The organism is Ruegeria sp. BC3, assembly GCF_056539265.1.
The window spans coordinates 78,025-91,757 of record NZ_JBQFUP010000003.1 but is presented as its reverse complement, the minus strand read 5'-3'; the positions used below and the strand labels follow the sequence as shown (position 1 = coordinate 91,757).

Below are 13,733 nucleotides of genomic sequence, written 5' to 3'. Positions count from 1 at the left end.
ATAGGACAATGGCAATCGACTATCTCAAACGCGGCAAACCCGAGGCCGACCGGGCCGAGGATGATGCCAAAACCCGCGCCGTCGTCGAGGCGACGCTGAAGGATATCGAGGCTCGCGGTGACGCGGCCGTGCGTGAGTTGTCGGAGAAATTCGACAACTACTCACCCGAGAGCTTTCGCCTGAGTCAGCAAGAGATCGACGATCTGATCGCGTCGCTGAGCGACCGGGAACTGGCGGACATCAAGTTCGCACAAGAGCAGGTGATGAATTTCGCCCAGGCGCAGCGCGACTCGATGCTGGATATCGAAATCGAGACGCAGCCCGGCGTGATCCTTGGCCACAAGAATATCCCGGTGCAGTCCGTCGGCTGCTATGTTCCGGGCGGTAAGTTCCCGATGGTGGCCTCGGCTCATATGTCCGTTGCCACGGCCAAAGTGGCGGGCGTTCCGCGCATCATTGCGTGTACACCTCCGTTTCAGGGCAAGCCCAATGCGGCTGTGATTGCCGCGATGCATCTGGGCGGCGCGCATGAGATTTACGTCATGGGTGGTATTCAGGCCGTTGGCGCAATGGCGATTGGCACCGAAACGATCAAGCCGGTCCATATGCTGGTCGGACCCGGCAACGCCTTTGTTGCCGAGGCCAAGCGTCAATTGTTCGGACGGGTGGGTATCGACCTGTTCGCTGGTCCAACCGAGACCATGGTGATCGCGGATGAAACCGCCGCTGACGCCGAACTGTGTGCGACGGATCTGCTGGGGCAGGCCGAGCACGGGTATAACAGCCCCTGCGTTCTGCTGACCAACTCGCGCAAACTGGCCGAGGCTACTCTGGGCGAGGTCGACCGCATTCTGGGTATTCTGCCGACTGCTGACACTGCAAAGGTCAGCTGGGAAGAGTACGGCGAGGTCATCGTATGCGATACCTATGACGAAATGCTTGAGGTGGCTGATGACATCGCCTCAGAGCATGTGCAGGTGATGACAGACCGCGACGATTGGTTCCTGGAAAACATGACCTGCTATGGCGCGTTGTTCCTTGGTCCGCGTACCAATGTCGCGAATGGCGACAAGGTGATCGGAACAAACCACACGCTGCCGACCAAAAAGGCCGGTCGCTACACAGGTGGTCTCTGGGTGGGTAAGTTCCTGAAAACACACAGCTATCAGAAAGTTCTGACCGACGAGGCCGCAACCATTATCGGCGAATACGGCTCACGCCTGTGTATGCTCGAAGGGTTTGTTGGGCACGCCGAGCAATGCAACGTCCGCGTCCGTCGCTATGGCGGCATCAATGTTCCCTACGGCGAAGGCGCACCATATCGCGAGGCCGCAGAATGAGCGACGTCCACACGGCCAACAAGGCGCTGATCGCGCCGCTTCGGGCCGCGATGTATGACTTTGATGCGGTTCGTGTGCAGGCTGCGCTGAAGGGGGCCATCGCCCCGGATGCCGTGGTGCATATGCCGCATCCGTTTGGCGATCTGTCCGGCCCGCAGGAGCTTTACGATACGTGTTATGCTCCGCTGTTGAAGGCTATGCCTGATCTCGAGCGTCGGGATTGGATCGTCATGGGCGGACGCACCGAACATGGTGGCGACTGGATCGGATGTGGTGGGCACTACATCGGCACCTTTGTCGCGCCATGGCTGGACATTCCGCCGACCGGGCATCTGACCCACATGCGGTTCCACGAGTTCTACCGTATCGAGGATGGCCAGGTCGTCGAGATCCAGACGCTTTGGGATATCCCCGAAGTCATGATGCAGGCGAATGCCTGGCCGATGGCCCCGTCCTTGGGGCTGGAGTTCTGCATTCCCGGCCCCGCAACGCTGGACGGCATCGTGCCCGGTCCATGGGACGAGGCCAAATCTCAGGCCTCATGCGACCACATTGTCGAGATGCTCAATCACCTCAAAAAGCACCCAAGCCAGGGTGGGCCTGAGGTGATGGAGATGGACAAGTTCTGGCATCCGCGCATGAACTGGTACGGGCCCGCGGGCATCGGAACCGGCCGAGGTATTGCGGGTTTCCGCAATTGGCACCAGATTCCGTTCCTCAATGGCATGCCTGACCGCGGCAAATACGTGGACGACATCACCTATCACTTCTTTGGTGATGCCGAATACGCGGCGGTAACCGGCTGGCCCAACATGATCCAGACCGTGACCCATGACGGCTGGATGGGGATTGCGCCCTCGGGGCAGCGGATCACCATGCGGTCGTTGGATTTCTGGCGGCTGGAGAATGGGTTGATCCGCGAAAACTGGGTGATGGTTGACCTGCTGGACGCGTACCGGCAACTGGGCGTAGATGTCTTCGCCCGTCTGCGCGAGTTCAACAAGGCTCGTGTAATGGGTGAAGTTCCATTCCCGGTCGGCGAGGTCTGATATGCCCCAATTCCCCAGCACTCCAAGTTTCCAACTGAGCGGCAAGCGCGCGTTGATAGCCGGAGCATCCTCCGGCATCGGTATGGCCTGTGCTGTCGCGTTGGCCGAACGCGGTGCTGAGGTGACTTTGGCAGCGCGCCGCACTGGCGCGCTGCAGGATATCGCGGATGAGATGAAGGCACGGGGGTGGGCGGCCAATACGCTTGAGCTCGACGTCTCGGACGTCGACAAAACGGCTGCAGCTGTCGCAGAGAACGGGCCGTTCGACATCTTGCTGAACTCCGCAGGTCTGGCGCGACATGGCAAGGCGATCGAAACGGCGACAGAAGATTTTGACGCCGTGATGGATGTCAACGTCCGTGGTGCGTACTTTCTGACCCAAGCGGTGGCCAAAGGCTTGTTGCAGACAGGTCGGGCCGGATCGCTGATCAACATCTCCAGCCAGATGGGGCATGTCGGCGGGCGGGAAAGGGCGGTGTACTGCGCCTCGAAATTCGCGGTCGAAGGGTTCACCAAGGCGATGGCGCTAGAGTTCGGTCCGGCAAAGATCCGGGTCAACACGATCTGCCCGACCTTTATCCTGACGGACCTGACGCGCGCGACCTTTGATGACCCGGATAAACGTGCCTGGATTCTGGACAAGATCAAACTGGGCCGCCCTGGCGAAATCGAAGACATCATGGGCGCGGTAGTCTATCTCGCGTCAGATGCCTCGGCGCTTGTTACCGGGACTGCGATGATGATTGACGGGGGTTGGACAGCAGACTGATGCCTGGGCAAAAGATCACATCCTTAGACGTTGCCCGCCTGGCCGGGGTCAGTCAATCTGCGGTCAGCCGGGTGTTTACGCCCGGCGCATCTGCTTCCAAGAAAACAGCCGAGAAAGTGCGCAAGGCGGCGGATGAGCTGGGGTACCGACCCAACGTTTTGGCCCGCGCAGTTGTTTCCGGCAAAAGCCGGATCATCGGGTTGGTCGTGGCGTATCTGAACAATCAGTTCTATCCCGAGGCGCTGGAAAAGCTGACAAACGCGCTGCAGGAACGTGGCTATCACGTTCTAGTCTTCATGGCATCGAACTCGGCGCAGAACATCGACAAGGTGGTCGAGGAAATCCTTGATTTCCAAGTGGATGGAATCATTGCCGCATCGGTGGCGTTGTCCTCGGATCTGTCTGATCGGTGTCAGGCAGCTGGTATTCCGGTGGTGCTGTTCAACCGGGCGCAGGACGATCCGGGGATGTCTGCGGTTTCGTCCGACAATATTGCCGGAGGCCGCAAGGTGGCTGATTTTCTTCTGGCAGGCGGCCACAAGAAAATCGGGTACATCGCGGGCTGGGAAGGGGCCTCGACCCAACGGGACCGCGAAGCAGGATTTTTAGCTGCGCTGAACAAAGCGGGCGTCGCGTTGCACGCGCGCGGGGTTGGTGACTTTTCCAGCGAAAAATCGCGCGAAGCGACCCTCGAGATGTTTGCCGCTGATCCGCCGGACGCCGTGTTTGTCGCCAACGATCATATGGCGATTGCGGTGATGGATACTCTGAGGTTCGAATTGGGCCTGAACGTGCCCAATGATGTTTCTGTCGTTGGATATGATGACGTGGCCGTGGCTGCATGGCCCACCTATGACCTGACCACCGTGAGGCAACCTGCCAACCGTATGGTTGCCGAAACCGTGGACATTTTACTGAGCAAAATCGAAGGCCCGGACGTTGGCCCGCGCCGGTTAGAGATCGACGGACCGCTGATCGTTCGCGGCTCGGCCCGCATACCTGAAGGATGGAAGACATGAAGGGATTTGATCCCAAATTCAAAGACTTTCCCGACTACATTATCGGGATCACCAAAGAGATCTGGGAAGATCGCGGTATCTCGACACTGCATCATTACTACTCGCCCGATATTGTCGTGCGTTCGCCCGCATCGGTGGTGTTGGGCAACCAGAACGTTATCGGCGCAACCATGGCGACGCTGGCAGAGTTTCCTGACCGGCAATTGCTAGGCGAGGATGTGATCTGGTCCGGCACGCCGGAAGAGGGCATGCTGAGCTCGCACCGGATCATCTCGACCGCGACGCATCTGTCGGATGGCGTTTATGGCAAGGCGACGGGGACCAAGCTGCGATATCGTATTCTGGCCGACTGTCATGCCATCGACAATCAGATCAACGATGAATGGTTGATCCGCGATCAGGGCGCGATCGTCCGCCAGATGGGGTGGGACCCGAAGGACTATGCGGCTGACCTGATCGCGCGTGAGGGCGGGCCGGACAAGTGCGTCAAACCGCTGACTCCAAACACCGACCAGCCCGGTCCCTACAAGGGTAAGGGCAACGACAATGAATGGGGTCAACGCTATGCCGATATCCTGACCCGGATCATGGGTGCGGATATGGCCGCGATCGAAACCGAGTATGACCGTGCGGTTCAATCTGAATACGTGGGTGGCGTGACGGGTCATGGTTGGGACGCCGTCGACCGGTTCTGGATGGGACTGCGCGCCAGCTTCCCGAATGCCGAGTTCAAGATCGAACATCAGATCGGCCGTGACGATCCGAACATGGCCCCGCGTGCAGCTGTACGCTGGAGCCTGTGGGGCAAGCACGAAGGCTGGGGCGCTTTCGGCGTTCCGACCGGCGCTCAGGTCTATGTGCTGGGCATCAGCCATGGTGAATTCGGTGAGTTGATCGGTGGTCAGCCGCAGCTGCGCCGCGAATACACTCTGTTCGACGAAACATCGGTCTGGAAGCAGATCCTACTGAAGTCCGGCGATCTGTAGAATGCCGCGCCGGGTCTCAAATCTGGATGCTGGGCAGCGGGCGCGGCGGTTTCACGCGCATCGCGCCAGCCTGCGTGCCCGGCGGCTGAACAATCGTCCTCCGGGGCTTGGAGTTTGAACCATTCAAACCCCAATCAGAAGGAAAACAGATATGAGCACAATCCAAAGCCGCATCGTCCGCTATGGCGAATTGCAACCCTGCAAAACCGCGTTCATCGACGCGCACACGCCGGGTTCGGATCAGAAAGAGAACTTTACCATTGTCGGTGGAGGCGTTTCGGAAAGCCCCGATCAGCACGTCCACATCACCGACAAGATCGGTTTCAACATCGGCGCAGCCGGACAGCCGCCGAAATGCCGCAACTCGCTGCACAGCCACACAACGGCCGAGGTGTTCTTTGTGGCCAAGGGCCGCTGGCGGTTCTTCTGGGGACGCTATGGCACGGCGGGAGAGTTCATTGCTGAAGAGGGTGATATTTTCAACATCCCGACGGGCATCTTCCGTGGCTTCGAAAACGTAGGCCAGGACTACGGCATGATCATGTCGATCCTTGGCGGCGACGATGCAGGCGGCGGGGTCACCTGGGCACCGCAAGTCATCGAGGACGCGCAGGCGCATGGCTTAATGCTGGGCAATAACGGCGTGCTCTATGACAGCAAGAAGGGCCAAGAATTGCCACATAACGTGCAGCCGATGCCTCTGCTGACCGAAGAAGAGCTGAAGGCCTATCCCGAAGTTCCGGTCGAGAGCGTCATCGGCAAATACGTTGCCCGCTATTGGGACCTGATGGCGCTTTCGTCGAACAGGCCTGCGGTGGTGATCGGCGAAAACGGCTTGATCAAAGACAAGCCCGGGTTCGAGGTCGATTTCCTTGGGCGCGGCTCCAGCGTGCCTGACTCGGTGAAGGCTGACAAGCCAGTGGTGCTTATGCCCGCCAGCGGACATTGGCGTATCACGATTGATGACGTGGAAGTCACGCTATCAAATGGGGACACGGCTCTGGTCCTGCCGGGCGAAAGCTACAGCGCCGCGCCGTCCATGACGGGTGATGCGGGGCTGTACCGGATCACCGCAACCGACGATCCCGCCGGGCCGACCTGGACAGGCAGCTAAAACACTTGCGCCGCCTTTCCAGGCGGCGCTTCACATAACTTGGTAAGAGACACGATATGACCCGCATTTCGACCACCCATGTAGGAAGCCTTCCGCGCACGCAGGAGGTTGTCGATTTCATCTTTGCACGCGAGCGGGAGGAACCGTTTGATCAAGCTGCGTTTGATGCCTGCATGACCTCGGCGGTTTCCGAGACCGTTCGCAAGCAGGCTGAGGCCGGGGTCGATATCGTGTCGGATGGCGAGACGTCGAAAATTTCCTACGCGACCTACGTCAAAGACCGCTACACCGGTTTTGACGGGGACAGCCCGCGCAACGCCCCGGCGGATCTGAAAATGTTCCCTGGCTTTCTGAAACGGCTGGCCGATGACGGTGGTACGCCGCAATACGCTCGCCCGATGTGCGTAGGTGAAGTCCGTTCGAAAGGGCAGGGGGAATTACAGAAAGACATCGACAATCTTAAGGCTGCGATGGCCGCGCATGGGATCGAGCGCGGGTTTATGAATGCCGCGAGCCCGGGTGTTATTTCACTGTTCCTGCAGAACGATTTCTATGCAACGCGCGAGGCGTATCTGGAAGCGCTCGCAGACGCGATGAAGCAGGAATACGAGACTATCGTGGCTGCAGGGCTGGAGTTGCAGCTGGACTGCCCGGATCTGGCGTTGTCGCGCCACATGCTGTTCACCGACCTGTCGGATGAAGAATTCGTGAAGGTCGCAGACATGCATGTCGAGGCGCTGAACCACGCGTTGGAAAACGTGCCTTCGGACAAGGTCCGTGTTCATATTTGCTGGGGCAACTACGAAGGGCCGCATTGCTGCGATATCGGCATGGACAAGGTGTTTTCTACCCTAATGTCGACCAAGGCGCGCTACGTGCTGTTTGAGACCTCGAACCCCCGTCACGCGCATGAATGGACTGTGTTCCGCGACCGCAAGGCCGAAATCCCGGACGATAAGGTTCTGGTGCCGGGCGTGGTGGATACCACCACCAACTTTGTCGAACACCCCGAACTGATTGCGCAGCGGATTGAGCGGTTTGCGGGTATTGTCGGCCCGGACCGGGTGATTGCCGGATCAGATTGCGGGTTCGGAACCTTCGCGGGTTTCGGCGCGGTTGATCCCGATATCGCGTACGCCAAGCTGGGCGCGCTGGCCGAAGGGGCTGCTCTGGTCAAATGACGCCGCTTATTCTTCTGCCCGGCATGATGTGCGATGCGCGGCTGTTCAGCCCCCAGATCGCAGCGCTGTCGGGCAGCTATCCGATCCTTTGCGCGCCGATTGGGGGGCATGATACGATGGCCGCTCTGGCAGCCGAGGTTTTGGCCCACGCGCCGCCTCGGTTTGCTTTGGCGGGTCTGTCCATGGGCGGGATCGTGGCGATGGAAATCCTGCGCCACGCGCCCGAGCGTGTCTCGGGGTTGGCCCTGCTGGATACGAACCCTTTGGCCGAACTGGATGAGGTTAAAGCCCGCCGCACCCCGCAGATCGAGGCCGCGAAACAAGGTGGTTTGCGGACGGTGATGGCGGAAGAAATGAAGCCGAACTACCTGACGGACGGGCCCAATCGCGCGGCCATTCTGGACTTGTGCATGGATATGGCGATGGGTCTGGGGGCTGACGTTTTTGTCAACCAATCCATCGCGTTACGCGACCGTCCTGATCAAAGCGAAACACTGCGCAACTATACCCGCGAGACGCTGATCCTGTGCGGTCGCGATGATGTACTGTGCCCCGTCTCGCGGCACGAATTGATGCATGAACTGGTGCTTGATAGCCGACTTGAGATTATCGAACAGGCCGGACACCTGCCCACTCTGGAACAACCTGAAAAGACAACAGCGGCTCTGCGCCGCTGGTTGGAGGCGATATGAAACAATCCCTGCTGGACCTTCTGAAATCTGTTGATACCCCGACAGTGTGCAATGCGATTGAGGTCGCCCAAGGCAAGCGCGGGTTCAATGCGTTCACGCGGGGCACGATGCTGTGTTCGAACCCTGACGCGGGCGCAATGGTCGGCTATGCCCGAACGGCCAAGATCGCCGCTGTAAACCCGCCTGAAGAGCCTCCCGAGGTCATCCGCAAGCGTCGGATGGATTACTATCGTCACATGGCAACGGGCACAGGTCCGGCTGTCACCGTTGTCGAGGACCTGGATTACCCGCATTGCATTGGGGCTTATTGGGGAGAGATCAACACAACGGTCCATAAAGGGTTTGGCGTCAGCGGTGCGGTGACCAATGGCGTAATGCGCGATCTGGGCGATTTGCCGGATGGGTTTCCGGTTGTGGCCGGGTCCGTTGGCCCAAGCCATGGCTTCGTGCACGTAAAGGAAATCGGGACGTCCGTGAATATCTTTGGTCTAACGATCCAGAATGGCGATCTGGTGCACGCGGACCGGCATGGCGCTTTGGTGATCCCGCCCGAGGTTGTGGATGTGTTAGAGCAAGCCATCAATAAGCTCCTGGAAACCGAGAAGCTGATCCTCGCGCCAGCCCGTGAGCCAGGTTTTGATTTCCAAGCCTTTGAGGCGGCCTGGGCCGCGTTTGAGGCGTCGCGGACGTAAGCCCCAGCCAGCCCTGAACCCGCATACGTGTCAGGGCTGTTGTTTTTCGGTTTGCTCACCACAAGTCGGGCAGCGCCCCTTGTCCGGGTCCGTCTCGGCGTGTACCCGGACGCGGATATGGTCGGCGGCGCGGCGGGACAGGCCCAGCTGCTTGCGCAGGGCCTCGATGTCGGCCTCGTCCGCCTCGCAAATGTTGCCGTCCTCCAGCGCTTTTCTAAACTCGCGCTCAAGGCTTGCGCGTCGGCGGTGCAACTGATCGTTCAAGCCGCTGGCGATGATACCGGCTGGCAGCGCGGCCATACCGATGCCAATCACGGTGATTGCGGCTCCGAATATCTTACCGGCCACCGTAATTGGGGTCACGTCGCCATAGCCGACAGTTGTCAGCGTCGCCATCGCCCACCACATCGCCGCAGGGATTGAGCCGAATGCGTCGGGCTGCGCCTCGTGCTCAGCCAGCCATGCGCCGCTGGCTGCAAAGATCAGCATGACCATCAGGATGAAGAATCCGGCAAAGAAGGCTCCGGCCTCTTCCTCGAACACGGCCAGCAACATACCAAGCGCGGGTGAATAGCGGGTGAGTTTGAGCAACCGCAACATGCGGAAAGTTCGCAACAATCGCAGATCAACTGGGAAGATCAGATAAAGCAGCGCAGGCAATATCGCCAGCAAGTCGATCAGAGCAATCGGTGAGGTCGCCCATTTTGCGCGGGACTCATAGTCGGGGTTTTCCGGTGCAACCCATAGTCTGGCTGCGTATTCGACCACGAAAACAAGCAGGGATAGCCCTTCGAAAATAAGCAGCGCTGTGCCCCAGCGATCATAGATGGAATCGACGGTTTCCAAGATGACAGCGGTAACGTTCAGCGTGATCAGCAGGATCAGAGCAATTTCCAGCAGCCAGGGTCCTGTTGCGGCTCGGTCCGGACGCTCGAGCCACCAATAGACTTTTCTGCGCATTTCGCTTTCGTCGGCCATTGTTTCACTCATGCCGGAATTTCGACCACGCACGGGCCAGAGGAACCGCGATTTGCGACAGAAGCGCGGTACCCCAGATCATGTTGCCGACCAATGAGGGGACATGGGGGACGATGAAGAAGCAGGCAATTGCCAACGCGATCCCAAACACGCGCACGTCCCAACGCCCAAAATCCGTTGCCAAACGATGTTCGATCACGTTCTGCAAGACCCAAAGCATGGCGATGTAACCTGCAAGGCCAAAGCAGCCGATGGCCGCATATTCAGTGGGGTAGGGTTCCCAAAAGCCGACCTTGACCTCGGCGGCCAGCGCGACGCCTACCATGACGCCGCATAGCATCAGAACCAGATGCGCAAGCCACCATGTGACCAGTGTGGACACCTTTTTGTCCTTGGGTTTCGCATTGCCGACAAAGTCGAAATAGATCCAACACATGACGAACATCGACACGCCGCCGATGACGAAGTTGACCAGAACGTCGGGCGACACTTTGTAGATGCCCTTTTCCGAAAGGGTGACGACCAGCTTGAAGAACCCTTCGCCCAGAACGATCAGTGTCAGTAGGGCGAAGCGTTCGGCCATATGACCAAGGCGTGGAACGAACCGTTCAAAGCGCAGAACCGTTACGCCGGGGATCATGTAAAGTGCCTGCGTGGCTACCATTGCAGCGGCAAACACCCAGTAGGCTAGTGGCGTTGGCAGGAAAGCCGTAAACGCAAAGATCACCGCAAAGATCGAGAAGTTGCGGATTTGCGCGGACGACATCGACTGTCCGGATGAGTTGACCCGCCGTGCGCGATAGTACAGCGCGGCAATCATCGCCCGGTTCGCTGCAAATCCCAGTGCAAAGAAAACCCACCCTTTGCCGTCAATGGCCGGGATCGCTGCAGCCATGAACATCACCGTGCAAATCATCACAGCCATGATGAGGCGGTGCCAGAAGTCTGTACTGACATAGATCGAGTTGAAAATGCTCAACTCGCCCCACGCATACCAGAGCGTGATAAAGACCCCCGCGAACACAAGAAACCCATGGAAATCAAGGTGGTGCGACAGGTAGTTGCCCAGCAGGAAGATTGTCACAACGTGGATCAGGTCATAGAACAACTCGGCCCAGTGGACGTGGTCATGCGCGTGGTCAAGATCTTGATGGTGCTGGGGCTTTCGCCACATGGGGTGTTCGTGAAGGGCCATAAAGAAGGAACTCTTGAAGGTGATAGAATGAAGTGGCCGACAGGCGGCCACCCTGTGTTTGGTTTGGGTGTTAATCCAAGGTTGTCGCGCAGACCCACACCATGCAACCCCCATGACTATTGTTCGGCACGGGAATGCCGGACATTAGCTCGTCCGACATGGGTCGATTGGACCCGCGCGCTCTGCCAACCTTAAGCGGCTTGATCGTCTTGCAGGTGTTGCAAGATTCGCGCGTAGTTGTTTTCGCCCTGCGCGCCGGTCACTAGATGACGTTGGTTGAACACCATGGCGGGAACGCCTTGAATACCTTGGCGAATCCAGAACTGCTGTTTCTGGCGCACGATATCGGACCGCTCACCGCTCTGCAGCATGGCCAACGCATCGGCGCGGTCCAACCCGATACCAGCGGCTGAATCGGCCAGAACATCAATGTCCGATACGTCCTCGCGCCGGGTAAAAAAAGCCGCAAAAAGAGCTTGTTTCATGTCGTGCCCTTTGCCCTGCTCAGAAGCCCAGTCGATCAACTGATGCGCACGAAACGTGTTATACATACGCATGTCGTCCGCGTAGTTGAAGGTAAACCCAAGCGCGGCCCCCAACTGGGTCAATCGGGCGCGCGCCTTGACCGAACCTTCAGGCGTTGTCCCGTATTTTGCCGCCAGATGCTCGCGCAGGTTCTCGCCACCTTCGGCCATCTGAGGGTTCAGCTCGAACGGGTGCCAGTGAACATCAAGTTCGATACCGGTGTTCTGCGCCGCCTTGGCCAGTTGGTGATAGCCAATGACGCACCACGGGCAGACAACATCTGATACGATATCGACGCGGATAGGGAGAGCTTCAGGCACGGTCAGCTTCCTTTCACGTCACTGGAAAAACGCGCTGCGTTTTCCTTTGCGAAAGCGCTGGCATCCGCATTGGCATCCCAGAATTGCGGGTTGGCTTTGGGGATGGTCAGCGCCCGCTGTACCGCAGGCCGAGCGTCAATTCGGTCGAACCAGGCGTTCAGATGCGGCAGGTCCGACACATCCACCCGGGCCCAGACATAGGCGCGTGCCCACGGGTACAGCATCATGTCGGCGATGGTGTATTCGTCCGCGGCGATCCATTCGCGCCCCTCAAGACGTGCGTTCATCACCTCCATCAGACGACGGCTCTCGTCGACGTAGCGGCGGATCGAGAACGGTTCGTCATGACCGTTGGGTGCGGCGATGTGTTGGAAGTACATGGCCTGTCCCATCATCGGTCCCACATGGCCGACCTGAAACAACATCCACTGCATCACCTCGGATCGCTTACCCGGATCGGATGGTAGGAACTGTCCGTATTTCTCGGCCAGATGCCACAGGATCGCGCCGGATTCAAAGATCGCGCGCCCTTCGGCCCGGTCTTCGATAGTTGGGATTTTGCCGTTGGGGTTCAGCGCCAGATAGTCCGGCGCTTTCTGCTCTTGTTTGGAAAAGTTGATGTGAGTCAGGTCGTACGGCACGCCTGCCTCTTCCAAAAAGATGACCGGCTTGTAACCGTTCATCGTTCCCGCGGTGTAAAGGTGGATATCAGGCTGGGACATGTTCGACCTCGGCAAATGTGGCCTTCAGATGGGCATCAAAACGGGCAAAGTCCGCTTCGATCTCGGGGTTCTTCATAACATCAAATGCTGCAAAAGTCGGCAGGGGCTGCAGGGCAAAGAACTTCGCGTTCAGGTGCATCGGGCGCAACAGGTCATCGACGCTGCCGCCGGCAAAGAACGGTTCGGACGCGTCATCAAATGCCTCTTTGGGCGCATTGAACGTGACCGACAGCATGTAGTTTTTGCCGTTCAGCGTGCCGCCTGTGCCGTAATTGGCTTTAGGCGCGTCCGTCGTGCGGCCATCCCCTGCGCACAGGCGGCCATCCATACCGGCTGTGTAAACCTCATCCATATACTTCTTGAAAACCCAAGGTACGCCCATCCAGTTCACCGGAAACTGCATGATGACTGTGTCGGCCCACAAATGCGCCTCGACCTCGGTATTGGCGTCATAGCCGTCGGCGACGGTGGTCACGCGGACTTCATGCCCCATTGCGGTCAGGGTGTCTCGTGCGTGGTCGGTCAGGCTGGCGTTCAATTGGCCGGGGGCAAATTCGTAGGGCTGGGTGCCGTTCACGATCAGGATTTTGCTCATGTCCATATCCTATATGTGCAATCTCTGAACCCTTGACTTGCAGCGGGTTCATGGTGAATTTGAGTTTGCAGGTTGAGAAATGCAACTAGTATACTTTTGGTAACCTACTTGCCTGAGCGAAAGGACGACAATGCGCGCGCGAATAAACGAGGACGCCAAGGGACGCCGAAGGGTCACCGAGGCCTGTCTGGAGCCTTGTGCGATTGAACGCGGCATGCGGATCATCGGCGGCAAATGGACTGGCTCCATCTTGTGGCACCTGAAGGACGGTCCTGTGCGCTTCAACGATCTGTCCCGCATGATAGGCGGGGCCAGCAAAAAGATGATCACCGAACGGCTGCGCCAGCTCGAAGACCAGGGGCTGGTGCATCGCCAGGTGATGGATACCGCCCCTGTATCGGTGCAGTACTCGGTCACCGAGCTGGGGCAGACGGCCCTTGGCTTTCTTGATGAGCTGCGCAAGTGGACTGAAAAGCTGCCAAACGGGTTGCACAAAGAGCTGTAAGGGCCGCGCGCGTTGAGTGAAATTTCTTCAACAACTGCGCCGAATTATTGA

Annotated in this window: 15 protein-coding genes; 10 read left to right on the top strand and 5 right to left on the bottom strand. The window is 58.6% G+C overall.

What is annotated here, in order from left to right; all coding sequences use genetic code 11:
* The first annotated feature begins 8 nt into the window (after positions 1–8).
* The 9 genes from hisD (at position 9) to ACR0MV_RS09365 (ending at position 8,842) form a co-directional block, all read left to right on the top strand.
* On the top strand, positions 9–1,340 hold the full coding sequence (gene hisD / locus ACR0MV_RS09405; RefSeq protein ID WP_480701938.1) for a histidinol dehydrogenase: 1,332 nt from the start codon (positions 9–11) through the stop codon (positions 1,338–1,340).
* Complete coding sequence (locus tag ACR0MV_RS09400) at positions 1,337–2,389, top strand: ester cyclase (protein WP_480701937.1); 1,053 nt, start codon at positions 1,337–1,339, stop codon at positions 2,387–2,389. The genes hisD and ACR0MV_RS09400 overlap by 4 nt, the downstream gene beginning before the upstream one ends.
* Position 2,390: 1 nt before the next feature.
* Positions 2,391–3,158, top strand: a complete 768-nt coding sequence (locus tag ACR0MV_RS09395; RefSeq protein WP_480701936.1) for an SDR family NAD(P)-dependent oxidoreductase — start codon at positions 2,391–2,393, stop codon at positions 3,156–3,158.
* Positions 3,158–4,177 carry a LacI family DNA-binding transcriptional regulator gene (locus ACR0MV_RS09390; protein WP_170422267.1) on the top strand — a complete coding sequence of 340 codons (1,020 nt, stop codon included), beginning with the start codon at positions 3,158–3,160 and terminating at the stop codon, positions 4,175–4,177. The genes ACR0MV_RS09395 and ACR0MV_RS09390 overlap by 1 nt, the downstream gene beginning before the upstream one ends.
* Positions 4,174–5,163 carry a nuclear transport factor 2 family protein gene (locus ACR0MV_RS09385; RefSeq protein ID WP_480701935.1) on the top strand — a complete coding sequence of 330 codons (990 nt, stop codon included), beginning with the start codon at positions 4,174–4,176 and terminating at the stop codon, positions 5,161–5,163. Before ACR0MV_RS09390 ends, ACR0MV_RS09385 begins: the two co-directional genes overlap by 4 nt.
* Positions 5,164–5,314: 151 nt before the next feature.
* Positions 5,315–6,277, top strand: coding sequence for a cupin domain-containing protein (locus ACR0MV_RS09380; RefSeq protein ID WP_170422263.1), 963 nt, complete (start codon positions 5,315–5,317; stop codon positions 6,275–6,277).
* A 56-nt stretch (positions 6,278–6,333) separates the two neighbouring features.
* Entirely contained in the window at positions 6,334–7,458 is a 1,125-nt protein-coding gene (locus tag ACR0MV_RS09375; RefSeq protein WP_480701934.1) for a cobalamin-independent methionine synthase II family protein, read from the top strand.
* On the top strand, positions 7,455–8,150 hold the full coding sequence (locus tag ACR0MV_RS09370; RefSeq protein WP_170422259.1) for an alpha/beta fold hydrolase: 696 nt from the start codon (positions 7,455–7,457) through the stop codon (positions 8,148–8,150). Before ACR0MV_RS09375 ends, ACR0MV_RS09370 begins: the two co-directional genes overlap by 4 nt.
* Positions 8,147–8,842, top strand: coding sequence for an RraA family protein (locus ACR0MV_RS09365; RefSeq protein WP_170422257.1), 696 nt, complete (start codon positions 8,147–8,149; stop codon positions 8,840–8,842). Before ACR0MV_RS09370 ends, ACR0MV_RS09365 begins: the two co-directional genes overlap by 4 nt.
* A 30-nt stretch (positions 8,843–8,872) precedes the next feature.
* On the opposite strand, the gene ACR0MV_RS09360 is transcribed toward ACR0MV_RS09365, so the two are convergent.
* From ACR0MV_RS09360 to ACR0MV_RS09340, 5 genes are all read right to left on the bottom strand, one after another.
* Positions 8,873–9,820 (bottom strand): ion transporter, encoded by a 948-nt coding sequence (locus ACR0MV_RS09360; RefSeq protein WP_480701933.1) that lies wholly within the window; start codon positions 9,818–9,820, stop codon positions 8,873–8,875.
* A gap of 4 nt (positions 9,821–9,824) precedes the next feature.
* Positions 9,825–11,015 (bottom strand): low temperature requirement protein A, encoded by a 1,191-nt coding sequence (locus ACR0MV_RS09355; protein WP_480701932.1) that lies wholly within the window; start codon positions 11,013–11,015, stop codon positions 9,825–9,827.
* A gap of 191 nt (positions 11,016–11,206) precedes the next feature.
* Positions 11,207–11,860 carry a DsbA family oxidoreductase gene (locus ACR0MV_RS09350; protein WP_480701931.1) on the bottom strand — a complete coding sequence of 218 codons (654 nt, stop codon included), beginning with the start codon at positions 11,858–11,860 and terminating at the stop codon, positions 11,207–11,209.
* A 2-nt stretch (positions 11,861–11,862) separates the two neighbouring features.
* Positions 11,863–12,582 carry a glutathione S-transferase family protein gene (locus tag ACR0MV_RS09345; protein ID WP_480701930.1) on the bottom strand — a complete coding sequence of 240 codons (720 nt, stop codon included), beginning with the start codon at positions 12,580–12,582 and terminating at the stop codon, positions 11,863–11,865.
* Entirely contained in the window at positions 12,569–13,177 is a 609-nt protein-coding gene (locus ACR0MV_RS09340) for an NAD(P)H-dependent oxidoreductase (RefSeq protein WP_170464378.1), read from the bottom strand. The genes ACR0MV_RS09345 and ACR0MV_RS09340 overlap by 14 nt, the downstream gene beginning before the upstream one ends.
* A gap of 130 nt (positions 13,178–13,307) precedes the next feature.
* Between ACR0MV_RS09340 and ACR0MV_RS09335 the strand changes: the two genes are divergently transcribed.
* Complete coding sequence (locus ACR0MV_RS09335; RefSeq protein ID WP_480701929.1) at positions 13,308–13,682, top strand: winged helix-turn-helix transcriptional regulator; 375 nt, start codon at positions 13,308–13,310, stop codon at positions 13,680–13,682.
* Positions 13,683–13,733 lie beyond the last annotated feature (51 nt).